At 36.4% G+C, this 25,986-nt stretch carries 29 protein-coding genes and 1 tRNA gene; 11 read left to right on the top strand and 19 right to left on the bottom strand.

Annotation, left to right across the window (positions count from 1 at the left end):
- The 5 genes from CXF67_RS06745 to CXF67_RS06725 form a co-directional block, all read right to left on the bottom strand.
- On the bottom strand, nt 1-1,323 hold a 1,323-nt coding region (locus CXF67_RS06745; protein WP_102088054.1), incomplete at its 3' end, for a DEAD/DEAH box helicase.
- 5 nt (nt 1,324-1,328) lie between these two features.
- Entirely contained in the window at nt 1,329-2,660 is a 1,332-nt protein-coding gene (locus CXF67_RS06740; RefSeq protein ID WP_102088053.1) for a DEAD/DEAH box helicase, read from the bottom strand.
- A 94-nt stretch (nt 2,661-2,754) separates the two neighbouring features.
- Complete coding sequence (gene ychF / locus CXF67_RS06735; protein WP_015025844.1) at nt 2,755-3,849, bottom strand: redox-regulated ATPase YchF; 1,095 nt, start codon at nt 3,847-3,849, stop codon at nt 2,755-2,757.
- A 212-nt stretch (nt 3,850-4,061) separates the two neighbouring features.
- Nucleotides 4,062-5,339 carry a Y-family DNA polymerase gene (locus CXF67_RS06730; RefSeq protein WP_102088052.1) on the bottom strand — a complete coding sequence of 426 codons (1,278 nt, stop codon included), beginning with the start codon at nt 5,337-5,339 and terminating at the stop codon, nt 4,062-4,064.
- Complete coding sequence (locus CXF67_RS06725; RefSeq protein ID WP_102088051.1) at nt 5,339-5,794, bottom strand: LexA family protein; 456 nt, start codon at nt 5,792-5,794, stop codon at nt 5,339-5,341. Before CXF67_RS06725 ends, CXF67_RS06730 begins: the two co-directional genes overlap by 1 nt.
- A gap of 471 nt (nt 5,795-6,265) precedes the next feature.
- On the opposite strand from CXF67_RS06725, the gene CXF67_RS06720 reads away from it, so the two are divergent.
- Complete coding sequence (locus CXF67_RS06720) at nt 6,266-6,865, top strand: hypothetical protein (protein WP_102088050.1); 600 nt, start codon at nt 6,266-6,268, stop codon at nt 6,863-6,865.
- Here the strand turns inward: CXF67_RS06720 and CXF67_RS06715 are convergent.
- The 4 genes from CXF67_RS06715 to CXF67_RS06700 form a co-directional block, all read right to left on the bottom strand.
- Complete coding sequence (locus tag CXF67_RS06715; protein ID WP_257984615.1) at nt 6,857-7,057, bottom strand: hypothetical protein; 201 nt, start codon at nt 7,055-7,057, stop codon at nt 6,857-6,859. The two genes, CXF67_RS06720 and CXF67_RS06715, sit on opposite strands and share 9 nt — an antisense overlap.
- A gap of 78 nt (nt 7,058-7,135) precedes the next feature.
- Nucleotides 7,136-8,449: a UDP-N-acetylglucosamine 1-carboxyvinyltransferase gene (gene murA, locus CXF67_RS06710; protein WP_102088049.1), complete on the bottom strand. Its 1,314-nt coding sequence runs from the start codon at nt 8,447-8,449 to the stop codon at nt 7,136-7,138.
- Nucleotides 8,450-9,091, bottom strand: coding sequence for a DUF4290 domain-containing protein (locus tag CXF67_RS06705; RefSeq protein ID WP_102088048.1), 642 nt, complete (start codon nt 9,089-9,091; stop codon nt 8,450-8,452). It lies immediately after the preceding gene.
- Between the two features lie 53 nt (nt 9,092-9,144).
- Nucleotides 9,145-9,441 carry a DUF493 family protein gene (locus CXF67_RS06700; RefSeq protein ID WP_102088047.1) on the bottom strand — a complete coding sequence of 99 codons (297 nt, stop codon included), beginning with the start codon at nt 9,439-9,441 and terminating at the stop codon, nt 9,145-9,147.
- Nucleotides 9,442-9,508: 67 nt separating this feature from the next.
- On the opposite strand from CXF67_RS06700, the gene CXF67_RS06695 reads away from it, so the two are divergent.
- The 5 genes from CXF67_RS06695 (at nt 9,509) to CXF67_RS06675 (ending at nt 14,032) form a co-directional block, all read left to right on the top strand.
- Complete coding sequence (locus CXF67_RS06695) at nt 9,509-10,057, top strand: AAA family ATPase (protein ID WP_102088046.1); 549 nt, start codon at nt 9,509-9,511, stop codon at nt 10,055-10,057.
- Nucleotides 10,054-11,967 (top strand): RecQ family ATP-dependent DNA helicase, encoded by a 1,914-nt coding sequence (locus CXF67_RS06690; protein ID WP_102088045.1) that lies wholly within the window; start codon nt 10,054-10,056, stop codon nt 11,965-11,967. The genes CXF67_RS06695 and CXF67_RS06690 overlap by 4 nt, the downstream gene beginning before the upstream one ends.
- Complete coding sequence (gene fmt / locus CXF67_RS06685) at nt 11,964-12,917, top strand: methionyl-tRNA formyltransferase (RefSeq protein ID WP_257984614.1); 954 nt, start codon at nt 11,964-11,966, stop codon at nt 12,915-12,917. The genes CXF67_RS06690 and fmt overlap by 4 nt, the downstream gene beginning before the upstream one ends.
- Nucleotides 12,918-13,082: 165 nt before the next feature.
- Nucleotides 13,083-13,355: an HU family DNA-binding protein gene (locus CXF67_RS06680; RefSeq protein ID WP_003438613.1), complete on the top strand. Its 273-nt coding sequence runs from the start codon at nt 13,083-13,085 to the stop codon at nt 13,353-13,355.
- A 113-nt stretch (nt 13,356-13,468) separates the two neighbouring features.
- Nucleotides 13,469-14,032, top strand: coding sequence for a YqgE/AlgH family protein (locus tag CXF67_RS06675; protein WP_102088044.1), 564 nt, complete (start codon nt 13,469-13,471; stop codon nt 14,030-14,032).
- On the opposite strand, the gene CXF67_RS06670 is transcribed toward CXF67_RS06675, so the two are convergent.
- Both CXF67_RS06670 and CXF67_RS06665 read right to left on the bottom strand, forming a co-directional pair.
- The gene (locus CXF67_RS06670) at nt 14,029-14,883 is read right to left on the bottom strand and encodes an aminotransferase class IV (RefSeq protein ID WP_102088043.1); all 855 of its coding nucleotides are present in this window, start codon (nt 14,881-14,883) and stop codon (nt 14,029-14,031) included. The two genes, CXF67_RS06675 and CXF67_RS06670, sit on opposite strands and share 4 nt — an antisense overlap.
- 13 nt (nt 14,884-14,896) lie before the next feature.
- Nucleotides 14,897-15,289: an START-like domain-containing protein gene (locus CXF67_RS06665; protein ID WP_102088042.1), complete on the bottom strand. Its 393-nt coding sequence runs from the start codon at nt 15,287-15,289 to the stop codon at nt 14,897-14,899.
- A 127-nt stretch (nt 15,290-15,416) separates the two neighbouring features.
- Between CXF67_RS06665 and CXF67_RS06660 the strand changes: the two genes are divergently transcribed.
- Nucleotides 15,417-15,490 (top strand) — tRNA-Met (locus tag CXF67_RS06660).
- Nucleotides 15,491-15,768: 278 nt separating this feature from the next.
- Here the strand turns inward: CXF67_RS06660 and CXF67_RS18125 are convergent.
- The 7 genes from CXF67_RS18125 to rpsF form a co-directional block, all read right to left on the bottom strand.
- Nucleotides 15,769-15,936, bottom strand: coding sequence for a hypothetical protein (locus CXF67_RS18125; RefSeq protein ID WP_180957912.1), 168 nt, complete (start codon nt 15,934-15,936; stop codon nt 15,769-15,771).
- Between the two features lie 72 nt (nt 15,937-16,008).
- A complete protein-coding gene (gene hisS, locus CXF67_RS06655; RefSeq protein WP_102088041.1) occupies nt 16,009-17,382 on the bottom strand; it encodes a histidine--tRNA ligase in 1,374 nt (457 codons plus the stop codon).
- Between the two features lie 37 nt (nt 17,383-17,419).
- Complete coding sequence (locus CXF67_RS06650) at nt 17,420-17,893, bottom strand: DUF6495 family protein (RefSeq protein WP_102088040.1); 474 nt, start codon at nt 17,891-17,893, stop codon at nt 17,420-17,422.
- Between the two features lie 65 nt (nt 17,894-17,958).
- Nucleotides 17,959-21,114 carry a TonB-dependent receptor gene (locus CXF67_RS06645; RefSeq protein WP_102088039.1) on the bottom strand — a complete coding sequence of 1,052 codons (3,156 nt, stop codon included), beginning with the start codon at nt 21,112-21,114 and terminating at the stop codon, nt 17,959-17,961.
- A gap of 91 nt (nt 21,115-21,205) precedes the next feature.
- Nucleotides 21,206-21,655: a 50S ribosomal protein L9 gene (rplI, locus tag CXF67_RS06640; RefSeq protein WP_102088038.1), complete on the bottom strand. Its 450-nt coding sequence runs from the start codon at nt 21,653-21,655 to the stop codon at nt 21,206-21,208.
- 12 nt (nt 21,656-21,667) lie between these two features.
- Complete coding sequence (gene rpsR, locus CXF67_RS06635) at nt 21,668-21,964, bottom strand: 30S ribosomal protein S18 (RefSeq protein ID WP_003438584.1); 297 nt, start codon at nt 21,962-21,964, stop codon at nt 21,668-21,670.
- 2 nt (nt 21,965-21,966) lie between these two features.
- Nucleotides 21,967-22,305, bottom strand: coding sequence for a 30S ribosomal protein S6 (rpsF, locus tag CXF67_RS06630; protein WP_102088037.1), 339 nt, complete (start codon nt 22,303-22,305; stop codon nt 21,967-21,969).
- A gap of 138 nt (nt 22,306-22,443) precedes the next feature.
- Between rpsF and deoC the strand changes: the two genes are divergently transcribed.
- Genes deoC through CXF67_RS06615 form a run of 3 tightly spaced genes read left to right on the top strand, consistent with a single transcriptional unit; the run spans nt 22,444 to nt 24,651 of the window.
- The gene (gene deoC, locus CXF67_RS06625) at nt 22,444-23,103 is read left to right on the top strand and encodes a deoxyribose-phosphate aldolase (RefSeq protein ID WP_102088036.1); all 660 of its coding nucleotides are present in this window, start codon (nt 22,444-22,446) and stop codon (nt 23,101-23,103) included.
- 11 nt (nt 23,104-23,114) lie between these two features.
- Nucleotides 23,115-23,813 (top strand): purine-nucleoside phosphorylase, encoded by a 699-nt coding sequence (deoD, locus tag CXF67_RS06620; RefSeq protein ID WP_102088035.1) that lies wholly within the window; start codon nt 23,115-23,117, stop codon nt 23,811-23,813.
- Nucleotides 23,806-24,651, top strand: a complete 846-nt coding sequence (locus CXF67_RS06615) for a DUF1853 family protein (RefSeq protein ID WP_102088034.1) — start codon at nt 23,806-23,808, stop codon at nt 24,649-24,651. The genes deoD and CXF67_RS06615 overlap by 8 nt, the downstream gene beginning before the upstream one ends.
- A gap of 1 nt (nt 24,652) precedes the next feature.
- Here the strand turns inward: CXF67_RS06615 and CXF67_RS06610 are convergent, their stop codons facing one another.
- Entirely contained in the window at nt 24,653-25,216 is a 564-nt protein-coding gene (locus CXF67_RS06610) for a pseudouridine synthase (RefSeq protein WP_102088033.1), read from the bottom strand.
- Between the two features lie 48 nt (nt 25,217-25,264).
- Between CXF67_RS06610 and CXF67_RS06605 the strand changes: the two genes are divergently transcribed.
- Nucleotides 25,265-25,900 (top strand): Crp/Fnr family transcriptional regulator, encoded by a 636-nt coding sequence (locus CXF67_RS06605; RefSeq protein WP_102088032.1) that lies wholly within the window; start codon nt 25,265-25,267, stop codon nt 25,898-25,900.
- Nucleotides 25,901-25,986: the final 86 nt, after the last annotated feature.

The following is a 25,986-nucleotide window of genomic DNA, read 5'->3' as shown; positions in this document are numbered from 1 at the left end:
AAGCACTGAGATCCTTACCTTCTTTTTCTTTAGACGTGAATTGCTTAACTTTTCTACCAATTCATCGGCTAAGCTCAGCGGGATGGCAACAAATGCACAATCTGGTTTAAGCTCGATGTTTCCCAATTGATCTTTGTTTAGACCGCCTTGTTTGAAGAACAATCCTGCAATATCCCCTTTAGAAATTTTATCTTTTCGCCCACCAGAAATAAATAAAGTCTCCCAATATTGGGGTTTCGGATGTATTTTTTGTGACGATTTCGAAGAGACATCAATACCTTTCACATCTTTAATAAACTCAGGTAGAGACTCCCGTTCCCATTTTAATATATAAGCTGTTCCTTTAGAGTTCACTCTAGCCGTTCTACCATTTCTATGGATAAACTCTTCTTCATGACGTGGGAGTTCATAATGAATAATAAATTTCAGTTCTGGAATATCGATACCTCGAGCAGCCAAATCTGTAGCTACCAAGATCTGTGAGCTCCCATTTCTGAATTTTATCAAAGCCCGTTCCCTATCCTTTTGTTCCATCACCCCTGAGAAACAGGTATGACTGATGTTTTGTCGATTTAAATAAGAACTTACTTCATCTATGCTATCTCTTAAATTACAAAATACAATTCCAGGCGCATTGCCTAGATGATGTACTAAATCTACCAGTGTTTTTAACTTACTCTGACTTGGAGAAACCACTGTTTTAATAGTTAACTTTGATGGTGTTTTTTTATTCAAATAGTTAACGATGCTAGGCTTATCCAGTCTTACAAAACCAGGAATAGAAAGACCCTGTGTTGCGGAGGTTAACACCCGTTTGTTAAGGTTGGGCAACTGACTGATAATTGCCTTCATTTCTTCCTCAAAACCGACTTCTAAAGATTTATCGAACTCATCTAAAATTAGAGTTTGGATGCTGGCTTTGGAAAAACGCTCACTATTGAAATGATCTAAAATTCTACCGGGGGTTCCGATTAGAATAGCAGGGTTATGTTTGATTTCAATTTTGTCTTTGGAGACAGGTCTGCCCCCGTATACCGCATTGACTTTATAACCAGATCCCATCGTGCGAATCACTTGCTCAATTTGAATAGCCAATTCTCTTGATGGCACCAGTATTAAGGCTTGGACATCAGGAGATTCAGGGTCTAAAATAGTTAATAAAGGCAATGAAAACGCCAAGGTTTTACCGGTTCCTGTTGGTGATAATAGAATGGTATTAGTGGTGTTTTCAATTAAGGGAATCGCTTCCTCCTGCATAGGATTCAAGACTTGAATATTTAATTTTCGTAAAATATCCTCTTGTGATTTTATATGATTTGCCATAATGCTTATTTCTTTTTAGAACGGTCAGACGTTGAGTGCTCAGTACTGGACTGAGCCAAGTGATGTGCTAGTACTTTATCGACGAGTTCTTCTTTGGTTAAATGATGGAATACCGTTTTGATCTTCGTTTTAAACTCTTCGGAGACCTCTCTATTTGGTTTGGTTTTAAATATTTTTTTGGCCCATAATAACGCATTGTTTTCTTCTATGCTTTGGGCATCCGCTTTTTTGAATTTATGAAAGACAATGCCCAATTCATTTTCAAAATCAGCAATCTCTGCAATTTCTTCGTGTTGCAAAATCGTTAATGAAAGTCCCTTTGCTCCTGCTCTAGCCGTACGTCCACTTCTATGGACATAAGCTTCACAAGTATCGGGCAAATGATAATTGACAACATAGGACACTTCCTTAACATCAATACCACGCGCAGCTAAATCGGTTGCCACTAGAATATCGATATGACCTTCTCTAAATTGACCCATAATACGGTCCCGAATGCCTTGGGTTAAACTACCGTGTATAGCTCCTGAAGAGAATTTATTAATCGCCAATTTCTTAGCTAGTTTATTCACTGCTGCTTTGGTTTTACAAAATATAATACCACGCTCACCCCCTTTAGAATTTAAAAAATGAAGCAAAACGTCTAGCTTTTCAATCGGCTCTACAACCACATAATGATGGTCGATCCCTTGATGTCCAAGAGTGGTTGTATCCACTTCTATGGTAACAAGGTCTTTCGACATATAATTCTGTACCAATTGTTTAACCGTACCGGGCATAGTCGCCGTAAATAAGAGCGTTCTTCTGGTCTTTGGTATGGCTTTTATAATGGTATCAACTTCTGATTTTAGAGCGCTTAGCATTTCATCAGCCTCATCCAATACAGCATATTTTAAATGCTTTAAATCAATGGCCTCCCGCTTCATGAGATCAAGCAATCGCCCAGGTGTAGCCACCACAAGATGGGTTGTGCTGTTTAGCTTCTCAATTTGAGGTTTTATGGGTGTACCACCGCATAAGGAGGCGATATGTATTTGGTCACTCAGACTAGCAAAAGAGAGAAGATTATTATAAATCTGCTGACCTAATTCTCTAGTAGGTGCTAAGATAAGCGTCTGTATAAAGGTGTTTTCAGTATCGATTAAGTGTAATAAAGGCAAGCCAAAAGCAGCGGTTTTTCCTGATCCTGTTTTTGACAAAACCACTAGATCTTCGTTTTGATTTAGGACAACAGGAATGGTCTTTTCTTGGACTTCAGTAGGAACAGAAATCTGCAAGCCGACTAAACTCCGCTGTAAGTGCTCATTAATTCCTAAATCTAAAAACTGTTTTGACATAAAAAATATTTTTGCAAAGGTAACCTTTTATAAGCCCAAAAAAGCCCCAGTTCAAAATTTGAACTGGGGCTTTAGCTCTATAGGGTGTGATGTTCTACACGTTAAATCTAAAATTCATAATATCACCGTCTTTGACGATGTACTCCTTACCTTCAACGCTAAGTTTACCAGCATCTCTTATTTTTGCTTCACTACCAAAGTGCACAAAATCATCAAATTTGATAACCTCTGCCCGAATAAAGCCGTGCTCAAAGTCTGAGTGTATCACTCCAGCCGCTTGTGGTGCCGTTGCGCCTACTTTTACTGTCCATGCTCTTACTTCTTTCTTGCCAACGGTAAAATAAGTTTGTTGATTCAATAATCTATAAGCCGAGCGGATCAGTTTTCCAGCACCTGCTTCTTCTAGACCAATATCTTCAAGGAAAAGCTTACGCTCCTCATAGTCTTCCAGTTCTGCAATATCGGCTTCAATACCGACAGCAAGAACCAAAACTTCCGCATCTTCGTCAGTTACCGATGCCATCACACGATCTACGTGCGCATTGCCATTCACGGCAGAGCCTTCATCAACATTACAGACATACATCACAGGTTTATCGGTAATGAGCTGCATGGGCTTTACAATATCCTCGCGATCTTCTTCAGAAATTTCTAGAGCCCTCACCGACTTGCCAGTTTCCAAACCAGTCTTTAGCTTTTCTAGAACGGACATTTCTCGTTGGGCCTCTTTGTTTCCCGTTTTGGCAGCGCGCTTGGTTTTTTCTAGCTTTTTATCAACAGCCTCTAAGTCTTTAAGCTGCAATTCGATATCGATAGTTTCCTTATCGCGAATAGGATCTATATTCCCATCAACGTGTATAATATTATCATCATCAAAACATCGTAACACATGCAAAATCGCATCGGTTTCTCGTATGTTTCCCAAAAATTGGTTACCTAAGCCTTCGCCTTTACTCGCGCCTTTTACCAAACCTGCAATGTCTACAATCTCAACCGTTGCTGGTACGACCCGTTCTGGATCGACTAGTGATTCCAGTTGCTCAAGACGAGGATCGGGAACATTCACCACGCCAATATTAGGTTCTATTGTACAAAACGGAAAATTAGCGCTTTGCGCTTTCGCATTGGACAGCGAGTTAAATAAAGTCGATTTTCCTACGTTGGGTAAGCCTACAATTCCTGCTTTCATAAAATTAAGTCTTCAAATTTCAAGTTTGCAAAGATAAGGTTTTTTTGCGCGTTGCCTACCTATGCGGGATATCAAATTTATAGAGAAATCTATGTCTTTTTTAGGTTGATTTTATACCTGCCCCACTTAGAAATTTTCACCAGTTAGTTTAATTCTTTTACGTTCACCTCTAGCCGTTTGCCAAAGGTGAAGTAACCCCTAAAGGTTTTGCGTTAGCTTTTGTTCTCATCACCAACCCTAACTTCTATAATACTTCCCAGATTGGTCGTATAGGCTTGAGACAAATGCTCTCTGCGCATTTTCCATACCTTTCCTAAATCTTGACTTCCAAAACGCACCGCTCCTGTTCCGTAGGCGCCATTCAGCCGATCTATTTTTTGCATCAATTGCTTGTGTTTAGGATTCTCTGCCGTAAAAAAAGCCAACTGACGTTGGTCTTCAGGAACCAAACCCATAACAATCACACCTGCCTTTTTGTAGTAATAATCGGGATGGTAAATTTTTTTGAGTCCTTCTACGGCAAACTTGATCAAATCTATACTGGAATTTGTAGGATAGCCTGTCTGCACCACAATGCTGTTTTGATACTGTGGTAGATCCTGCCGAAATTTATTGGTTTTCAAAAACACATAGACCATCTGGCAGCAACTCCCCTGCCGGCGGAGTTTCTCTGCCGATTTGATGGCAAAACTACTCACACGCTCTTGGATATAGTCGAACTCTTTGTACTGCTTATCGAAAGACCGCGTAGTCGCTATAGCTTTTTTATGAGCAGGCGTTTCCAGCTCGAGAGTCCGTCGACCTTGGAGTTCGTTCTTAAGGCGCAAGCCTACCACACTCATTTGCTTTCTCACCCATTCATCTGGTAATTCAGAAAAGGCATAAGCGGTGTGAATATTATTTTTTTTTAGCCGTAACGCATGCTGCCGACCTATACCCCATACATCTTCTATCTTTAACCATTTTAAAGCTTTTATTCTGGCAGCATCGTCTTTCATAATAAACACACCTTTGGTCTGTTCTGGGAACTTTTTGGAAATTCTGTTGGCAATTTTACTTAAGGCCTTGGTTGGCGCAAGGCCTATGCTTATTGGAATTCCCGTTCCTTTTTCCACCACATATTTTATCTTTTCACAATAGGCCTGCATATCGTAGTTCCCAAAGCCGCTAAATTCTAAAAAAGACTCATCGATACTATAAATTTCCAGATCTGGGGTAAAGTTACTTAAGATGTTCATCACCCGCGAGCTCATATCCCCGTAAAGCGCATAATTGGATGAAAAGACTTGAATGTTATGCTGCTTAAATATTTTTTCAAACTTGTAGGTGGGAGCACCCATCGGAATGCCCAAAGCTTTTGCTTCATTGCTTCTCGCGATAACACAGCCATCATTGTTAGATAAAATCACCACAGGCTTATCGCGCAGATTGGGATTGAACACACGCTCACAAGACGCGTAGAAATTATTGCAGTCGACTAGTCCAAACATTACTCTACTTTTTTAATCACAGTGGTCACCATACCCCAAATTACAAACTCGTTATCGGCTGTAACTTGTATAGGCGGATACTCTTTGTTTTCTGGGATGAGCCAAATGGTGTCTTTTTCTTTTTTGATGCGCTTTACGGTAAACTCTCCATCGACAAAACACACCGCTATTTTATCATCCTTAGGCTCTAGGCTTCTATCGATAATAAGCAGATCTCCATCGTTGAGCCCCGCTCCTACCATACTTCGTCCTCGGACACGAGCATAAAAAGTAGAGCTAGGGTTTTTAATAAACTCCCGATTCAGATCGATTTTGATGTCTAAAAAATCATCTGCAGGACTGGGAAATCCTGCACTAATCCCTTGGTTTACAAAGGGTAAATCCAGATTTCTGGATAGATCTGGAGGAAAAATTTCAAGGGCAGGATGCCCGTGGTAATGGACCACATGTAACATAGGCTTTTCTTACAAATTTAGGATATATTCCTAATATTTGGAATATATCCGTATTAATTAACGTTTATCAATTTTATAAAGACTTATAAGCGATTTCAAGTCAAAATAAAACATTGATAATCAGATGATAAACTATTTTATACTTATGCTATCCATATTTTTCTGGTGTTTTGTTTACTTCATGCAAAATGGTCTACCTCGCTGTGCTTGTGGATAGTTGAAGTTTTGTTCAAAATAAGTTTAACATGTGATAAAAGGACTTTGCAACTATCCTGTCCCTTCAGGGAGATGATAATTTTCACCAAAGACCTCTAGACTATTTGGTTGACTTATGACTAACACCAAACGAATAATTATATACCTCTTCTTTCAGTTTTTAGTTTATGAATAAGTTAGAGTTAACTATTTTATGAAAAAAATTAAAAAATTATTCAATTTCACTTACTTTTAAATACTCTTTATAAAAAACTCATGTATAAAAAATACCATATCGCTTTAGGATTATTCTTCCTTTTGAGTTTACCTTCTAAAGCGCAGCAATTTATTGAAAATTGGGATGGCACACCCAACTTAGAACGACACCAAGTCACCTTTAATTTCTTTGTTCCAGGAATACGATATGAATTAGGCTTATTTAAGAATGTTAGTATTTCTAATAGTTTTTCTCCCGGACTCGCCTATTACCAAGAAGGATATACTTTTGGATTCGTCTGGCACACTCGAGTGAGGTATTATCATAATTTTAAAACGCGCTATGATATGAATAAAAAAGTAATAGGTAATTCTGCTAATTACATCGCCCCAGCAAGAAGTGTATTTTGGCAACCTTTACAAATTAGTAACAACCTAGATGGGCAAAAAAATTTCTCGCTTGCTTTTTATGGTTTATTGTACGGGTTACAAAGAACCAACGAAAAGGGATTTAATACAACCTTAGAATTTGGATTTGGTTATTACGATGGTTTTGGTGTCCCTAGTGGTTATGGACCTTTATTCAATTTTACTTTTGGTTGGGTAGCCACAAATAGAAAATCTAGGAAAGCAATTGTAGACCCCGTTATATTAGATTAAATAGTGATTCTCAGACGATCCCAGAATAGCTTCACTTCGCCTGCGTATATCTTCCAAGTCATGGCTTTTTTCAAAAGAGTTTTCAGCTACTTTCATGATCATCTCGGCATGCTGTCTCACTGCTTTTTTATGAATGCTGTGATGTGTGTAGTTATAAATAGTGATCATCGCTTCCATAAGCCGAATCACCACAGAAGGACTTCCTTTTGAAAATTGACGGATTTGTAAAAAAGCGGCATCCAGAGCACCTCGATAAGGTAAAGGCCTGTTTTAGTCGTAGCGGTTTATTTTTGCTCCAATAGCTTTTAGCCTCCCATCGATATCTTCATATCCTCGGTCGATCTGTTCTATATTGTGGATAGTAGAGGTGCCTTTTGCAGACAAGGCCGCAATTAAAAGGGAAATACCAGCTCTTATATCTGGACTGGTCATCGTTGTCGCTTTGAGCTCTGACTCAAAATCGTGACCTATAACTGTCGCCCGGTGAGGATCACAAAGTATGATCTTAGCACCCATATCAATTAATTTATCCACGAAAAAAAGTCGACTTTCAAACATTTTTTGATGAATCAAAACACTTCCTCTAGCTTGAGTGGCAACTACCAAAATGATACTGAGCAAGTCTGGTGTAAATCCTGGCCATGGCGCATCACTAATGTTCATGATGGACCCATCTATAAATGAAGCGATTTCATAACCATTTGTATGCGCAGGAATATAAATATCGTCTCCTCTTTTTTCTAATTGAATTCCTAGCTTCTTAAAAGTAACAGGGATAATACCTAAGTTGTCCCAGCTCACATTTTTGATAGTGATTTCACTCTTGGTCATCGCAGCCAGACCAATCCAAGATCCAATTTCAATCATATCTGGGAGAACGCGATGCGTACATCCCGATAAACTTTCAACACCTTCAATTTTTAATAAATTAGAACCAATGCCTTCAACTTTTGCGCCCATAGACACCAACATTTTGCACAATTGCTGGATATAGGGCTCGCAAGCAGCATTGTAGATACTTGTTTTACCTTCAGCAAGAACAGCTGCCATCAAAATATTGGCAGTTCCAGTGACCGAAGCTTCCTCCAAAAGCATGTCGGCTCCCTTCAACCCTTTTGTGGCCTCTACCCCATAAAAACGTTCTTCTCTGTTGTATCTAAATTTTGCACCGAGTTTTACAAATCCACCAAAGTGAGTATCTAAACGTCGTCTTCCAATTTTATCGCCTCCTGGTCTGGGAATATATCCTTTACCAAAACGGCCTAAAAGCGGTCCAACAATCATGATAGACCCTCTTAAACTAGTGCCTTCATCCTTAAATTTTTGACTCTCTAAGTAATCCAAATTTAGCTCATCCGACCTAAATGAATAACTTCCTTTGCCTAATTTCTGAATTTTCACTCCCAAGTTTCCAAGTATTTCGATGAGTTTATTTACATCTCTAATATCTGGAATGTTATGGATTCTGACTTCATCTGGAGTTAATAAGACAGCACAAAGAATCTGCAAAACTTCATTTTTCGCCCCTTGAGGTTGGATTTCACCTTTAAGTTGATGTCCTCCTTCAATTTGGAAAGTTGCCATTTAGTATTTGCGTTTTCTATTGTGGTTGTTGTTCTTGAAGTTTTTCTTTTGTGGCTTTGAGCGCTTGTTGGCTTGGCGAACCAAAGCATTGGCATCACTAAGCTCTTCATCGTCACTTTTCAAATCGAGTTGACCTTCACTTAAATCCCTTAAATGATCGAAAATAATTTTATCAGACACGGTATCTTTATTCCAGTTCAAATAGCATTTTTTCATGTGATTGGCGATGTTGAACATCAAACCATCTTTCATTTCACCATCCTCAATTTTAATAGCTTCATCAATCATACGTTTGATGTTATTACCATAAAATCTATATTTAGGAAAGTTTTGTGGATATGGCAATGGTTCTGGTCGAGCATATAGCTCTTCTCTGGAAGGCATAGGGAACGGAGACTCTACATCCAACTCAAAGTTGCTGATGATAAAAAGTTGGTCCCAAAGTTTATGTTGAAAATCTGGAACATCTCTTAAGTGAGGGTTCATATTTCCCATCACATCTATTATACCTCTAGCGGTTCTGTTCCGCTTCTCATCATCTTCGATGGTCTTGGCGTATTCTACCATTTTCTGAATATGTCTTCCATATTCTGGTATCTTTAGTTCGTTTCTTTCGGAATTATACTCTAAGTAAGTTATCAATGGTCTATGTGTTTTAATATTAATGCAAAATAAGCATTTAATTTTATTTCTATTTAAAGGGAGATCACATTTTCAATCTCTTCTCCGACTTGTTTGTATTTTTCAATGACAATATCTGGAGATTTTAGGGTAACATTTATAGAAACGCTGGTATATTTGCCCTTTGAAGATTGTTTAGTCGAAATTACAGCGCCAAGATTATCAAAAATGGAAATCAATTTATCCAAATTAGCTTGATCTGATGAGGGGACAATGAATTTATACAAGTACTCAGAAGGCCAATCGCTGGTTTTCTTGAGTCTTTTTCGCAACTTTGCATAAAATTCATCTGAAGAATTATCGGATGTCATTTTAATTTTTTAATGCAAATATACTGTTATTCGTCGTTTTTATAAATCATAGCCTTATAAATCCCCAATGAAAATAAAGTCCGTCAAAAATTTACTCATAGGTGGCCCAAGTACTGGAAAATCTACAGTTATAGAAGCACTGTCCGACTTAGGTTATTTTTGTTTCCCCGAAATATCAAGAGAAGTCACCTTGGAAGCAAGACAGTTAGGGATAGAGCATTTGTTTTTGGACGACCCTTTGCGGTTTAGTGAAATGCTCTTAAAAGGGCGCATAAAGCAATTTGAAGAAGCTGAAACTCTAGATACGCGTCATGTTTTTATGGATAGGGGCATCCCCGATGTGACCGCTTATATGGATCACTTTCAAGAGGATTATCCCAAGGAATTCCAAAAGGCAAACAAAACTCATGTGTATGACAATGTCTTTCTATTTCCCATCTGGAATGATATTTACACCCAAGACAATGAGCGTTTTGAAGATTTAGATCTTGCTGAGAGTCTACAAGATTCACTAGTGAAAACTTATCGAGACTTAGGCTATCCATTGATAGAAGTACCCAAAACGAGAATCCATGTGCGCATGGACTTTATTCTTAACAGCATAAAAACCAAATGAAACCGATTCCTCTAGATATACTAAAGACCTATTGGGGATATGATCAGTTCAAACCCTCACAGGAACTCGCGGTAAATTCTATTTTGATACAAAAAGATACTTGTGTGTTTTTACCTACTGGTGGAGGAAAGTCTATCTGTTTTCAAGTGCCTGCACTAGTAGAACCGGGCATTTGTATTGTGATATCGCCATTGGTCGCTTTAATGCAAGATCAAGTTGAAAATTTAAAATCTAGAGGAATAAAAGCACAACTGCTTAAAAGTGGCATGTCCCATGTCGAGGTAGACCAAAGACTAGATAATTGCATTTATGGCAACTATAAATTTCTATACCTTTCTCCAGAGAGACTTCAGCAGGAATTGGTTAGGGAGCGCATCAGAAAAATGAATGTTAATTTTATAGCTGTCGATGAAGCACATTGTATTTCACAATGGGGTCACGATTTTAGACCTGCTTACAGAGAAATTCATTTGTTGAAGGAGTTACAGCCTGGTATTTCCATCATCGCTCTTACGGCCACTGCCACAGAGAAAGTTAAACAAGATATCATCACAGAACTTGAGCTTGAAGACCCTGCGATTATTTCGGAAAGTTTTCGGCGTCCTAATATTGTTCTTCTTACTGATTTTACGGCAGATAAAATGAATGCCTTGTATTCACAACTTAATATCGCTACAGAAAACAGCATTGTCTATGTTAGAAATCGATCTGCCTGTGTAGAGTTATCTGAGTTTTTAAATAAGAAGGGACTCCGCTCGACTTATTTTCATGGTGGCATTTCACAAACAGACAAACAAAAAAAACTAGCGAACTGGTTGAAAGAAGACTATCCTATTATGATAGCGACCAATGCTTTTGGAATGGGAATCGACAAAGCCAACGTAAGACAAGTGATCCATTACCATCTGCCTGAAAGTTTAGAAAGTTATTATCAGGAAGCAGGAAGAGCGGGTCGGGATGGAAAGCCTTCTAAAGCTATCGTCCTGTTCAACGAAAGTGACAAGCAGAGGCTCAAAAATCAGTTTATCAAAACCATTCCTAGTTTCGAAGCCATAAAAAATGTCTATAAAGCTTTAATGAGCAATTTCAGAATAGCATATGGAGAGGGAGAAAATGAAGTTTTCGATTTCAATTTTTACGAGTTTTGCACTCATTATAAGCTACATACGATATTAACTTACAATACACTAAATCTTTTAGACAGACTAAGTGTCATCAGCTTGGACAAATCTTTTCAGAAAAAAGCAAAACTGAAATTTTTAGTAACCAGTAAGGCCGTGATAAACTTTATAGATAGTCACACGCGATTTGCCTTGTTAATCAGAACTATTTTGCGAACCTATGGAGGAGTTTTTGACAATGAGTTGACCTTAAACATGCAACTCATAAAAAAGAAAACAGGTTATAATAACAAAGAGGTTTATGACCAACTTGAAGCTTTAAAAAAACATGGCATCCTGTCAGCAGAATTTATCAAGCAAGATTTGAGCATTACTTTCATTCTCCCTCGTGAAGATAAATACACTTTGAATCCTTTAAGAAAGTATGTAAATGATTATCAAAATAACAAGCTTCAAAAAGCAGAAACGGTTTTGCTGTACATCGAGGAAAAGACGCTGTGTTTACAAGGTTTTATTTTAAATTATTTTGGCGAAAAAGAGCTAAAACCTTGCGGAAAATGTTCTGTTTGTTTAGCAAGTCAAACCAAAATAAATCCACAGTTATCTTCCAAATATCAAGACTTAAATGGTTGTATTTTGGAAGAATTAAAGCTATCCAACTTAAGTTCAAAAGAACTTTCTCTAAAGATCAAATATCCCAAAGAAGCGCTACTGAAATCGTTACAACAACTTCTAGAAAGCGAGAAAATAACATTAGAATCTAATAACACCTATAGTCTTAACCTATGAGAACCTTACGAATACTATTTATGGGAACGCCAGAATTTGCTGTTGGCATTTTAGATCGTTTACAAACGTCCAGCTTTAATATTGTTGGAGTGGTCACTGCACCAGATAAGCCAGCTGGACGTGGTAAGCAATTGAAATCTTCTGCAGTGAAGACTTATGCGCTTCATCACGATTTGGAAGTCTTGCAGCCTACAAATTTAAAATCTGAAGATTTCCAAGATGATTTAAAACGCTTAGACCCCAACTTGATTGTAGTGGTGGCTTTTAGAATGCTTCCAAAAGCGGTCTGGGATTTTCCCGATTATGGCACTTTTAATCTTCATGCTTCTTTACTTCCTCAGTATCGTGGTGCAGCACCAATCAATTGGGCAATTATTAATGGAGAAAAAAAGACAGGTGTCACTACCTTTTTTATCGATGAAGAAATCGACACTGGAAAGATTATTGACTCTAAGTCTATTTCTATAGCTGAAAAAGACAATGTAGAGACCTTACACGACAAATTGATGACTCTAGGAGCAGATGTCGTTATAGAAACCGTAAAGGCCATTGAACAAGCTAAAGTTGAGCCTCAAGCTCAAGCCAATATTTCTGAGTTAAAAGCAGCTCCCAAGCTAACAAAAGAGAATACCAAAATCGATTGGAAACAATCCGGGGATGCTATTGTTGATTTTATAAGAGGCTTATCCCCCTTTCCTGTGGCTTGGACTGAACTTACTATAGAAGATGAAATAAAAAAGATTAAAGTGTATAAGGCTAGCTTTGAGATATCAGACCATCAAAAGAAAATTGGATCAACAGGCTTAAATACTGAAATAAAAACAATTGATGTTGCTGTAAAAAATGGATACGTACACCTCGAAGAACTCCAATTTCCAGGGAAAAAGAAGATGGAAGTGAAGGCCTTGCTCAACGGAATGGAGTGGAAAAGTGATTACCAATTTTGTTAAAATCAATTTCAATCTTGGATTATTTTAAAGATATAGGAGAAAAAAGCCCATTTTTCGCCTATTCAGCAAGGATTTTACCCGCAATCTCTTGCACAGTAATATTTTCCATATAAATTTGTAATGTGTTAATACGATGTTTAATCAACAAAATCTAAAATTTTAATTATGAACAAAACAAATTTAATTGATGCCATGGCTGAAGATGCCGGTGTTACAAAAGCAGAAGCTAAAAAAGCATTGGAGTCTTTTCTTGAAAATGTAGAAGGTGCTCTTAAAAAAGGAGATCGTGTATCTTTAGTTGGATTTGGATCTTGGTCGGTATCTAAAAGAGCTGCTCGTGAAGGTAGAAACCCACAGACTGGAAAGACTATCAAAATTGCTGCTAAAAATGTAGTGAAATTTAAAGCTGGATCTGATTTGCAAAAAGCAGTTAACTAAAATTATAAAAGTTACATTTCTTCAGAAATTAAAGACCTTTCTTTCAAAAGGTCTTTTTTTTATTGATAAATTTTTATACTTTTAGTTAAATTGTTAAATCTTACACGTTCACTATGGAAAAACTTCAACCCCACCGAGGAGATGTTTTAGTATCAGAACCTTCTACGATTGGCGATTTAACTTTCAATCGCTCTGTTATACTCTTAGCCCACTTGGATGCTGAAGGTGTAGTAGGCTTTATTCTGAACAAACCTTTAGATATTAATCTTGGAGAATTGATTCCTGAAATAGAGGAAAATTTTAAAATTTTTAACGGAGGGCCTGTTGAACAGGAAAATTTATACTTTATTCATAATGTTCCTAACCTCATTTTAAAAAGCGTGAAAATCAAAGAGGGCATTTACTGGGGAGGCTCATTTGAAACTATCGTAGAATTGATCAATACTAGACAAATTACTTCGGCTAACATTAAATTTTTCTTGGGCTATTCCGGCTGGGATCCTTCTCAATTAGAATCTGAAATCGATATGGATACTTGGGTCATAGACTATGAGACTAAGGCGAATGACATTCTCAACTCACTGAAATACGGTCAATTCTGGCAAGAAAAAATGAAGAAACTTGGTGGAGATTATCTTATTTGGTCCAATGCGCCTGAAAACCCAAACTACAATTAAATATCTACCAATCTTGCTTTAGCATTTAGCTTTCCAACAAGGTTTCTAGCCACTGTATTGGTATACGTCTTCTTTCTATATTTAGTAATCGATTGAATTCCTTGTATGGCATTGGTAAAGAATATTTCATCTGCCTTTTGAAGTTCAAAAGGAGAAACAGACTCCTCTTTTAAAGTGAAGTCTTCAGATTTATTGAGTATTTCTATAAGCTGTTTTCTGATAATTCCATTCAAACATCCATCAGATAATGGCGGTGTTTTTATGTTTTGCCCCTTAATAATGAATACATTACCATTGGTCATTTCAAGTACTGATTTATTTTGGTTGATTAAGAAACAATTATCAAATCCATTTTCTTTAGCATAGATCCCTGCTAAAATATTTACCAACTTATTGTTAGACTTAATCGTCGAAAGCATCCCAGAAAGCACATAATGATCTTTGAATAACTCCACTTCATAAGGATCATCACTAATTGTAAAAAAAGCACCATCTAAAGGTTTTGCACTTATAAAATAACCAATTGAATTTCTTTCGGGTGTATAATAACCCCCTGCTTCTCTATGGATATTAATTTTAATGCGAACAGGTGAAGACCCTAAATCATTAGCTTTTATAAGCTCTATGATTTTTTCTTCAAGAAATTCTGGGGAAAAGTTCATCGGGATAGACATTCTTAAGATTCTCATAGATGACATTAATCTAAAGTAATGGGATTCCCAAAACATAATTTTAGAATTAATGACTCTCATAGTTTCAAAGAGACTATCGCCATAATTATAACCTCTGTTATTGAGATTTAGTGTTGCTTCATCAGATGGTAAAAGATCACCATTAAAACTTACTTTCATAACGTGTTTGATTTTAAGAAGATCCTAGAATTTGTTTTAAACCTGATACCATGTTATCCCAAAGCATCTTGCCCTCATCTTCTTCGCCTTCTTCAGCAAAATCTGTAATCATCAAAGAGACGTCTTTAGTGATCTCATCTACTTGAATTTTCATTTCAAAGAAGTAATTTAAGCCCTCTTCTTCATCTTCAGTCCATCTTAACTTGATTCTATCGTCTGCTTTTTTAGAGAGAAGTTTTGCTTCCTCTTCGCTCCCTTCCCACATAAATGTAAATAACTCGCCTCTGGAATTTACATTGTCCGCAAACCACTCGCTTAATCCAGAAGGTGTTGAAATATATTGGTATAGCAAAGATGGGGAAACCTGTATAGGAAATTCCATCTCGTATTTTACTTTATCACTCATTGCACTAAATTTTATTTTGAAAAGCAATATATGGATAATTGCGTGAAGAATAAAAACTTTATTTAAAATTATTGTACAATCAAATTTGTTAAAGCAAAAGATAATATTATCTTTGCAAAACTTAAATGGCGTGGTAGCTCAGTTGGTTAGAGCGTCGGATTCATAACTCGGAGGTCACGAGTTCAATTCTCGTCCACGCTACATAAAAAAACCTCACTATTAGTGAGGTTTTTTTATATATAAATTTTTCGAAAAAAGACTTTTAGGGCATTTAAATAAACTCTTCATATTGTTGCTAAATAACTTATAATCAAAGTTTTAAACATAGTCAAACTTATTATTTAAATGTTTTTAATATCTATAAAGCTCAAACTACATCATTTTTTACAGGATATAAAAGGCATAAGTTTAAGCCTTCGAGTACAAAAAAAGCTTTGAAGTTAACAGACCTTGGGACCATTCTAATTTTTACTCTTATCTTAAGCTTCTATTTCTTTATCAGATTGTTCTTTAAGTTTTGCTTTTGCTAAAAGTTCTCTATCAAAATGAACACCATCACCATGCATATCAGCTAAATGCAATTCGTTTTCAGCTTTGCCTCCATCCTTCTGAGGTCTAATGCCTTTATATTTATCAGTTGATCCCATAATTTTTCACTAAATATAACTATAAATTCACATTTAAATTATCTAATGAAGCGTTAAAAGTTGAGATCATTATTAATTTGATAGTTTATTTATTAATTCTTCTAGATTAAATGATTCTTGTTCTCCAGAGTTCATGTCTTTAAAATTGTAAACTTCAGATTCCATTTCAGTACTTCCCGCTAAAACCACATAAGGAATATTTCGTTTATCAGCATAAGTCATTTGTTTTTTCATTTTAGCAGCATCGGGATATAATTCAGCAGCTACAGAAGAAGTTCTTAGAGCGTTAACCGCTTTCAAAGCATACAAAGCTTCTTCTTCACCAAAGTTTATAAACAAGACTTTTGTGGATTCCTCTATAGCCTTTGGAAATAAACCCAACTCCTCTAAGACTAGATAAATCCTATCTAGTCCAAATGAAACTCCTACTCCACTCATCTTCTTTAGCCCAAAAATACCGGTGAGATCATCGTATCTTCCACCGCCACCTATCGATCCCATTTTGACCTTTTCTGGGGCGGAAATTTCAAAAATAGCTCCCGTGTAGTAATTGAGTCCGCGAGCTAGAGTCACATCCAAGTCCAATTTAGCCATCTTGAGAGGCAGGGACTGCAGGGCCTTTTCTATAAATTCGAGTTCTTGAATCCCCTTTTGGCCTACTTCAGAATTAGAAAGTAAAGATTTTAAAAGCTTAATTTTTGTTGAAAAATCACCTTCAAGGCTAAAAATAGGCTGAATGTTTTTTAGAGCGTTTTCAGAAATTCCTTTGTCAAGCATTTCCTTTTTCACGCCCTCCTCCCCTATTTTATCCAACTTGTCTAGGGCTACAGTAAAATCTATCAATTTGTCACTTTCTTCAATGACTTCTGCTAGTCCTGAAAGGATTTTTCTGTTATTCATTTTAATAGTCACCCCTTCTAAGCCTAAACTTGAAAATACAACATCATAAAGCTGAATAAATTCTACTTCTTGCCATAGACTATCACTCCCAATTACATCGGCATCGCATTGTAAAAACTCTCTGAATCTTCCTTTCTGAGGTCGATCTGCTCTAAAGACAGATTGAATTTGATAGCGTTTAAACGGAAAGTCGATTTCGTTTTGGTGTTGCACCACGTACCTTGCAAAGGGAACAGTAAGGTCGTACTTTAGAGCCTTTTCTGAAATTAGAGTCGATAATTTCAGGCTATCTTGGGACTTATAAACCTCTGAATTTAATTTTCTTAAAAAATCTCCAGAATTCAATATCTTAAAAATAAGACGATCTCCTTCATCACCATATTTTCCCATCAGGGTTTCAGAATTCTCGAATGTCGGAGTTTCTATCGGTTGAAAGCCAAAGGTTTTAAAATGCTTTTCAATTGCAGAGATGATATAGTGTCTTCTGCTCACTTCAAGTGGAGAGAAATCACGAGTCCCTTTTGGTATTGACGCCTTGCTTGCCATGTGTTGTTCTAAAAATTATAAAAAAGCTAAAATATAGTTACTTTTCAACCATACCACTAAAATATTGATAAAGTTTGCCTTTGGTAATGTGTGCTCCTTGTTTAATCAGTGCAAAAATATCCTTATTCCTGTCCTCACTTAAAGCTTTTCTAGACGTGTAGATATTTACATCCTCATTCAACAAACTATCCCGAAGCCATTGGAAACCTTGTTTAGTATTGATATCAACAGTTTCATTTTGAATTTTAATACCTATAAGATCTATATGCTGATCTGTAAATTCAAAAAGAAACAACTGTTGTGGAGAGAAATGTTCTAGGTAATTAACGTTATTCAACACCCCTTCCCAAACCAAATCACTAAATACATCCAATTCATCTTCTGCCACCTGCGGTTTGTTGGTTTTGATATCCTCCCATTCTTCATTGGTGATAGATTGGCTTGCCAAGAAATTAATAAATTCTTTGTTCATTTCCTTAAGCTGTTCCTGTGTAAGTCTTTCGTATTTCATAATTGCAAAAATAAAAAAAGATCGGTAGTTGGTCTACCGATCTTCCTTTTGTTCATTGTTTTATTTTAAAAAATGTAACGCAACCCAACTTGCATTCTCCATCTAGAGAGTAAACTAGTGTTAACTGCAAAGGTATCTACTCTATTCTCATTGTAAGTATATACTGGTTCATTGGTCGCAGGATCCACTACAACACCTATAGGCTGTTGATTAAATGGTTCTTGAACGACACCCCAATCTGAATTCAATAAATTTCCAAAGTTCAAGATGTCAAGACTTATCTGGATTGTATTGAATTTTGTATCGCTAACTTTAAAATTATAATCTTGAAGTATTTTAATATCCACTGTACTTCTCCAGGGAGCTTTAGCACCATAACGTTCAAAATAACTTCCTCGATTATCACTCATATAGTCGTTATTTTCAATAAAAGTGTTGAAAGCCTCGGCTTGTCCAAGACCAGAAAAAGTCATTTGATCTAACTCCTGAACCGAAGGGATATAAAGCAAATCATTTATACCTGACCCATCATTATTAATATCTCCTCCGTAGGTAAAATTATAACGTCCACCTTGAGCATACTCTATAAAACTAGACACGGTAGTTTCCCATTGTTTACTCTTCCCGTATTCCCAATTTTTGGAAATTACAGCTATAAACCTATGTGTATCTCCATATTTGGAAAAGCCTAACGCATCATTATTAGCATTTCCTACTGTTGGATTAAAGGTAAAAGCATCTCCTGTAATTTCTGCTTCTATAGAGTTTACATCTTTAGCATTCAAATAGCTATATGATGTGCTAATATAGAGACCATTATCAAAAAACTTTTTCAAAGTTCCTACTGCATTAAAAATGCGTCCTTTATTTGAATTTGTAAAGACATACGCATCGTTTTCGCCCTTATCTGCTGCTCTATAGATAGCTCTGCTGTCTACGCCTTCCAAAGTTCCTGTTGGCTCTTTGAGTCCCCAGTTTTGAACATGTGCGGCATTGATGTCTTCCGTATAGGAAATATCTGTACTTGCAATAAGACCATTTTCAAATTTATAATCCAGTCCAATATTGGTTCTCCAAACTTGTGGAAATTTAAAGTCTGGATCTACGATTTGGAAAAATCCCTGATCGGCTCCACTTACCTGATTACCGATCCAAACAAAAGGTAATCTACCGGTAAATACTCCGGTTCCACCGCGAATCTGAAAGGTTTTATCATTTCTAACATCCCAATTGAAACCCATTCTAGGAGATATTAAAAACTGATCTGTAGGTAATTGAGTTGAATTTAAAGTCGTTTCTGCATTCGTTTCAGGATCAAAATAGACCGTGGTTGGATCCACTGAAGCGCCATTATCGATATCTATATACTCTTGAATCTTCTCGTCGGTGTCAAAATATAAGGGTTTATCTAAACGCAAACCAAAGGTGAGCTTGAAATTGTCAGTCATACTCCATTCATCTTGAGCATAAAAAGACAGCTGACCTACATTGGTTTCAGAAAGTCTCCATCCACCATCTTGTCCAACTCCATTGGCATTTCTAGATTCGAAAGTAGATTGAGCAAAAGCAAGATTTTGAGCAATTGCACTCTGAGCGCCTGCACTTGCATCTGCTAGAAATGCATCGACGGAAGGATAAGGATTAAAAGTTCCAAAATAATTAGGATTACCAAAATTATCATAACCCGCTAAATTAAAGGAGTTGTCAAATTCGAATCGTTCAAAAGCCCCTCCAATAGTTATCGAGTGGTCCCCCACAAAAATATTGACATTATTGGTTACTTGAAAAACCTTTTGTTGCAATTCATTATTGATAGAAAAAGGTTCGTGTCCAGCAATGATGTAATTGGATCCGTTCCCGTCTTGTATTGTAATAGGAGGTGCTGGAGTCGAATTTGGATTTCTAAAGTCATCAAAATAAGTATAACCAGCTTGAAATTTATTGGAAACGTTTCCAAACGTTGAATTCAATTCAAATTGAAAAGAATCGAGATTGTTGTTGATTTCATAGGCTGAATTCTCAAATTGAATAACCGAAGGACTTGGACCTCTAAAGCCTAAAGCTGTTCTGTTGGCTGGAGTATCTTTTGATGCTTTTAAGAAATTATAGATAAAAGCAGCTTTGTGATTTTGATTGATATTCCAATCCAATTTAATAATTCCCTTGGTAGATTCTGAATTGAAATTAAAATCTTCAAAACGTCCCGTATCGTAGCCCAAATCTGACAAAGCTTGAGAAACCGCAATCATATCTGAAGCTAAGACTCTAGACTCATTAATAGCTCCTGTACCTCTATTTGGTGAAAATGGAGATCCAAGATCTGTGCGATCATCTTTTTCAAAATTGGCAAAGAAAAATAATTTATTTTCGACAATTGGCCCCCCAATACTCACTCCATATTGTAGTTGCTCTAGATCTGCTTTGGGAACGTCCTGACCTTCAATTTTACCACCGGTTAAATTTTCATTTCTAAAGAAAGAATATACGGTTCCTTTAAAGGTGTTATCACCACTTTTAGTCACCGCATTTACAGACGCTCCTGTAAAACCAGAAAGTGTTACATCATAAGGTGCTGTGGTTACCTTTATTTGCTCAATAGCATCTAAGGAGACAGGCTGGGCCCCTGTTTGACCACCAGGAGTTGGTGAATCCAATCCAAAAGGATTATTGAAAACAGCTCCATCTAACGTAAAGTTGTTGAATTGATCATTTCTACCTCCAAAAGAATTTCCACTTGCTGTAGGTTCCAGCCTTGTGAAATCTTGAGCTGATCTGGAAATGGTGGGTAAGCGTTTTAAATCTCTACTCGTGATTTGAGTTGCCGCTCCAGTTCTCTGACTTGAGAACGTAGGATTTTCAGATACGGTAATGGTGACTTCATCTAAGGCATTAGAAGAAATAAGTAAGGCCGCTTCAATGTTGAACGTTTCGCCAAGGTCAAGGTTGATATTTTCCAAGATCCTAGTTTCAAAACCAACATAAGAAATAGTGACTGTATAAGGCCCACCTATTCTCATGTTGTTGATCCTAAATCTTCCATCGATATTGGTCATTGCTCCGTATACAGATCCTGTGGGAACATGAGTAGCAACGATGTTTGCTCCGGGAAGCGTAAGGCCAGAATCGTCTTTTACTAAACCTGACATGGTAGAGGTCGTCACCTGAGCAGTACTCGCAAAACCAATTAAAAATAAGATAATTAAAAAGTAATTTTTTTTCATTGTAAATTGTGTTTAAAGTTTAGTTTAAAGAAATAAAAAAAGCCAACTCGTTTAGGAGTCAGCTTTTTTTATTAAAATCTTTTTAAAAACATTAGTTTTCAGTGATTACTTCGAAAGAAAAATCTAATATAACATCTCTGTGAAATCTTAGCTTAGCGTCATATTGACCTAAACGCTTTATGTTTCCACCAAGAATAGTAATGAATTTCTTATCGATATCTACTTCGTGTTTCGCTAGATAATCTTTAAGGTCTGAAGTTGTAATACTTCCAAACAATTTATCTCCAGTTCCAGTTTTTGAAGTGATCTTAAGGTCAAGCTCTTTTGCTTTGTTAGCACGAGTCTTAGCCTCATCAATAACTTTTTTCTCTTTATAAGCACGTTGCTTTATATTTTCTGCCAACACTTTTTTCGCAGAAGGAGTCGCCAATACAGCAACGCCTTGAGGAATTAAAAAGTTACGTCCATATCCGTTTTTCACAGATACAAGATCGTCGGTAAAACCAACATTGTCAACGTCTTTTTTTAGTATAATTTCCATTTTTCTGCCTTTTTATTTTAATAAATCACCTACATATGGCATCAAAGCTAAATGACGTGAACGTTTGATAGCTTGAGAAACCTTTCTTTGGTATTTTAAAGATGTACCTGTTAAACGTCTTGGTAAAATTTTACCCTGTTCATTTACAAATTCCATCAAGAAGTCGGCATTTTTGTAATCTACATACTTTATACCAGCTCTTTTAAAACGACAAAAACGTGTTTTGCTCTTTGTTTCAATATCTAACGGGGTAAGATACCTAATCTCACCATCGTTTTTTCCTTTTGATTGTTCTTCAATTGTTGCCATAATTACGCGCCGGTTTTAATTCGTTTAACTCGTTCTTTAGCCCAATCGATAGCATGTTTGTCTAGCTTAACAGTTAGATAACGCATCATACGCTCATCTCGTCTAAACATGACTTCTAAAGGGTCGATAGTAGGTCCTACTACCTCGTACTCAAACATGTGGTAAAATCCACTCTTTTTGTGTTGAATTGGGTATGCTAATTTTTTTAGCCCCCAATCTTCTTTGTTCACCATCTTGGCACCTTCAGAAACAAGAAAATCTTCGTATTTCTTCACTGTTTCCTTTATCTGGTCTTCAGATAAAACGGGATTCAAGATGAAAACAGTTTCATAATGATTCATAATTTTACATTTTAATTTAATGGGTGCAAAAGTACACTATATTTTGAATACTGCAAACTTGGTTTAAAGTTATATTATCAGGCACTTCTGTTTATTAAAATAAATTCAAACTCTTATCTTTACTCAAATTTTCCATTTATGATAAACACGTATATAGACCATACCTTATTGAATGCTGAAGCCACTTTAGCACAAATTCAAAAGTTATGTGAAGAAGCCATTGCTTATAAGTTTGCAACGGTCTGCATTAACTCAAGTTATGTGAGTGCCGCCGCAAAGATCTTAGAAAAGTCCGACGTTAAAGTGTGCACCGTTGTAGGATTCCCCCTTGGTGCAACCTCTACAAAATCTAAAGTTGAAGAAGCCAAACAAGCCATTAAGGATGGTGCCTCAGAAATTGATATGGTTCTTCATCAAGGGCAGTTGAAGAGTAAAGAATTTCAATATGTTGAAAACGATATAAAAGCTGTCAAAAATTGTATAGGAACTCATACCTTAAAAGTGATCTTAGAGATCTGCAATCTTACAGATGAAGAAATTGCTGAAGCTTGCCTGATAGCCGAACAAGCAGGCGCTGACTTTGTGAAGACTTCAACTGGATTTGGCAGTCATGGGGCTACGCTAAAGGCTGTCCAAATCATGAGAGAAAACATCTCAAATCGAGTTCAGATTAAGGCGTCTGGAGGCATTAGGGATTCTAAGACCGCTCAACAATACATAAATATAGGTGTAACACGAATTGGAGCTTCTTCAGGAATTGCTATAGTAGAAGGTACGTCTTCATCCACTAATTACTAAAAATCAAAAAAATGAGTGTACATATTAATGCCAAAAAAGGAGAGATCGCAGAAACTATACTCCTACCTGGTGACCCATTAAGGGCAAAATGGATTGCAAAAACTTATCTAGAAAATATCAGTTGTTATAACGAAATTAGGGGGATGCTTGGGTACACTGGTACTTATGAGGGTCGTAAAATTTCAGTACAAGGAACTGGTATGGGTATTCCGTCTATAAGTATTTATGCCCATGAATTAATTACGGAATTTGGAGTAAAAAACCTCATACGTGTAGGAAGTGCAGGAGCCATAAAAAAGGACGTGAAAATGGGAGATATTATTATTGCTATGGCAGCGTCTAGTTCATCTTCTTTAAATAGAAATCGGTTTAATGGTGGAGATTTTGCTCCAACCGCTAGTTTTAATTTATTCGATAAAGCGATAAAGACCGCTAGAGATCAAAAAATCTCATTTAAAGCAGGAAATGTTTTGTCATCAGACTTTTTCTATACGGACGATCCTTTGGATTATGAAAAATGGGCTGCCTACAACGTCCTTTGTGTGGAGATGGAAGCCGCTGGTTTGTATTCTATAGCCGCCAAACACAACGTCGATGCATTAGCTATTTTAACCATCTCTGATTCTTTGATTACCGGAGAACAAAGTACCGCACAAGAACGAGAATCAACATTTAATAACATGATAAAAATAGCCCTAGAGCTTGAATAGTAAAGATTCCGATTTACAAATCCTAAAGCAATACCAAGGATTTTTGAAAACTGGATTGATGGTAAATCAACTTCCAGAGACAAAGATCCTTGCAATGCAATCCACTCTGAATCCAAAGGCTACACCCTTAGGAATTTTTCCTTTTGAAAAGGCTAGAGCCTTCAGCTTTTTAGGAAAGCGCGCTGAAGTATTTTTTCAATTATATCTGAGACAGTCCAAACGCTATAGAGAGATCGCTTATAGTCTTCAAATCATAAAAGACAAAACAACTCTTGGTGAGTTCGATTTTATCTGTTTTGATAATGACATTGGTAAAGTTGTCCATATAGAATTAGTAAACAAGATTTATTTATTTGATGATGGCCTCCATGAAGATCCAGATTTTTGCTGGATAGGTCCTAATAGGCGGGACCGATTTATAGATAAGGCAGAGAAGTTAAAAACTAAACAATTTCCGTTATTGTACCATCCAGATGCTGAAGCCACTTTACATAAGCTTGATTTAGATCCATGGAAAATTCAGCAAAAACTTTGCTTTAAAGCTATATTGTTTCTACCCGAAAATAGTCATATAAGGTTCCATAAGACAAATCTCAGTTGCATTTCTGGCTACTATTATACCTTAGATGAGTTTTTAGACAAGCCCTGGAAAGATCATAAATTTTATATCCCCAAAAAAATCAATTGGTTTACAGATGAAAGTCAGCATACCCTTTGGTACTCTTATTCCAAAATTTTAATACAGCTTAAATACTTGGTGGAGCAAAACCAATCTCCAATGCTGCTTAGAAAAGACAAAAAGGAAAACACGTTTAAATGTTTTGTGGTCTGGTGGTAAATCATGGTTGCATTTCGATCACTTCTTCTACTTGCATTTGTTCGATGGTCTGCTCTCCTATTCGATAGCGAACTAGTCTAAGAGTTGGAAGGCCAATTTTGGCAGTCATTTTTCTTACTTGTCTAAATTTACCTTCAGTAAGCGTGATAGACAACCAAGAGGTTACTCCATGATCGTTTTCATTTCGAATATCTTTAGCGCGTTTTGGTAAATCTTGAGGTGGCTCCATCAGTTTAACATGACAAGCCAATGTCTGGTAAGGTTTACCATAAATACTGATCTCTAAACCTTTAGACAATTTTTCAACATGCTCTTTTTTTGCTATACCATCCACCTGCACCCAATATTCCTTTTCCATTCCAGAGGAAGTAATATGATGGCTAAATTTACCATCTGTTGTCAAAAACAATAAACCTTCAGAGTCTTGATCCAATCGACCCACCGACATTATTCCTTGAGGAAAATTGCTAAGCTCACCTAATAATCTCTTATTTTTGCGTCGCTTTTGGTTATAAACAAATTGACTTAACATGCCGTATGGTTTAAAAGTTTTGTAATAAGCCATTAATAAAAGTTTCAATAATTATATTTTAGCAAAAATACACTAAGAAGTATGACAGATCAAATAAAAAGGAACTACGGACATATATTTGAGGAGGAGTTGTTGCAAGAAATCAATGAGGTTGGAATTATAAAATCTATTGAAGCTGGAGGAGAATTGATTCGCCCTGGACAGTACATGAAGGCTATGCCATTATTACTAGAGGGTGTTATAAAAGTGATGCGTGAAGACAAAGATGGTTTTGAACTTATGCTATATTTTTTAGAAAAAGGAGAAACTTGTGCTATGACTCTCTCTTGTTGTACTGGTTCTGCAATTAGTGAGATAAAAGCTGTAGCAGAAACCGATTCGGATTTATTAATGATTCCTATTGAAAAAATGGAAGAATGGTTAGGAAACTACAAATCTTGGAGAAACTTTATTTTTAAAAGCTACCATGAACGCTTAATGGAGGTTCTTGAAACCATAGATAATATAGCCTTTAAAAAAATGGACGAGCGTTTGTTAGATTATCTTAGAAACAAATCCAAATACTATATTGATTCAGAGATTAAAATAACCCACCAAGATATTGCCTACGACCTACATACAAGTCGTGTTGTTATTTCAAGACTTTTAAAACAACTAGAAAAAATCAACAAAATCAAACTTAACAGAAATTCTATTAAATTATTAAACATTGGATAGTGAGTAACTTTTGTTACTGTCTTTTTTGTTTAAATACCGTTTATTTGTTTAAAATTTAGTGAGTCTTTTAAAGTGCTATTCAATGG

This window comes from Psychroflexus sp. MES1-P1E, assembly GCF_002836055.1.
Lineage (GTDB): Bacteria > Bacteroidota > Bacteroidia > Flavobacteriales > Flavobacteriaceae > Psychroflexus.
Note: the sequence above shows the minus strand (reverse complement) of the source record. Positions and strands in the feature narration are given on the sequence as shown.

Coding starts and splice junctions, on each gene's coding strand:
- CXF67_RS06645 (WP_102088039.1), bottom strand. CDS start 21,114: ATGAAAAAAAATTACTTTTTAATTATCTTATTTTTAATTGGTTTTGCG.
- CXF67_RS06680 (WP_003438613.1), top strand. CDS start 13,083: ATGAACAAAACAAATTTAATTGATGCCATGGCTGAAGATGCCGGTGTT.
- murA (WP_102088049.1), bottom strand. CDS start 8,449: ATGGCAACTTTCCAAATTGAAGGAGGACATCAACTTAAAGGTGAAATC.
- CXF67_RS06675 (WP_102088044.1), top strand. CDS start 13,469: ATGGAAAAACTTCAACCCCACCGAGGAGATGTTTTAGTATCAGAACCT.
- rpsR (WP_003438584.1), bottom strand. CDS start 21,964: ATGGCAACAATTGAAGAACAATCAAAAGGAAAAAACGATGGTGAGATT.
- CXF67_RS06695 (WP_102088046.1), top strand. CDS start 9,509: ATGAAAATAAAGTCCGTCAAAAATTTACTCATAGGTGGCCCAAGTACT.
- CXF67_RS06730 (WP_102088052.1), bottom strand. CDS start 5,339: ATGTTTGGACTAGTCGACTGCAATAATTTCTACGCGTCTTGTGAGCGT.
- hisS (WP_102088041.1), bottom strand. CDS start 17,382: ATGGCAAGCAAGGCGTCAATACCAAAAGGGACTCGTGATTTCTCTCCA.
- fmt (WP_257984614.1), top strand. CDS start 11,964: ATGAGAACCTTACGAATACTATTTATGGGAACGCCAGAATTTGCTGTT.
- CXF67_RS06650 (WP_102088040.1), bottom strand. CDS start 17,893: ATGAAATACGAAAGACTTACACAGGAACAGCTTAAGGAAATGAACAAA.
- CXF67_RS06720 (WP_102088050.1), top strand. CDS start 6,266: ATGTATAAAAAATACCATATCGCTTTAGGATTATTCTTCCTTTTGAGT.
- CXF67_RS06605 (WP_102088032.1), top strand. CDS start 25,265: ATGACAGATCAAATAAAAAGGAACTACGGACATATATTTGAGGAGGAG.
- rpsF (WP_102088037.1), bottom strand. CDS start 22,305: ATGAATCATTATGAAACTGTTTTCATCTTGAATCCCGTTTTATCTGAA.
- CXF67_RS06740 (WP_102088053.1), bottom strand. CDS start 2,660: ATGTCAAAACAGTTTTTAGATTTAGGAATTAATGAGCACTTACAGCGG.
- CXF67_RS06670 (WP_102088043.1), bottom strand. CDS start 14,883: ATGAAAGTAAGTTTTAATGGTGATCTTTTACCATCTGATGAAGCAACA.
- CXF67_RS18125 (WP_180957912.1), bottom strand. CDS start 15,936: ATGGGATCAACTGATAAATATAAAGGCATTAGACCTCAGAAGGATGGA.
- CXF67_RS06700 (WP_102088047.1), bottom strand. CDS start 9,441: ATGACATCCGATAATTCTTCAGATGAATTTTATGCAAAGTTGCGAAAA.
- ychF (WP_015025844.1), bottom strand. CDS start 3,849: ATGAAAGCAGGAATTGTAGGCTTACCCAACGTAGGAAAATCGACTTTA.
- CXF67_RS06665 (WP_102088042.1), bottom strand. CDS start 15,289: ATGAGTGATAAAGTAAAATACGAGATGGAATTTCCTATACAGGTTTCC.
- deoD (WP_102088035.1), top strand. CDS start 23,115: ATGAGTGTACATATTAATGCCAAAAAAGGAGAGATCGCAGAAACTATA.
- deoC (WP_102088036.1), top strand. CDS start 22,444: ATGATAAACACGTATATAGACCATACCTTATTGAATGCTGAAGCCACT.
- CXF67_RS06610 (WP_102088033.1), bottom strand. CDS start 25,216: ATGGCTTATTACAAAACTTTTAAACCATACGGCATGTTAAGTCAATTT.
- CXF67_RS06690 (WP_102088045.1), top strand. CDS start 10,054: ATGAAACCGATTCCTCTAGATATACTAAAGACCTATTGGGGATATGAT.
- rplI (WP_102088038.1), bottom strand. CDS start 21,655: ATGGAAATTATACTAAAAAAAGACGTTGACAATGTTGGTTTTACCGAC.
- CXF67_RS06725 (WP_102088051.1), bottom strand. CDS start 5,794: ATGTTACATGTGGTCCATTACCACGGGCATCCTGCCCTTGAAATTTTT.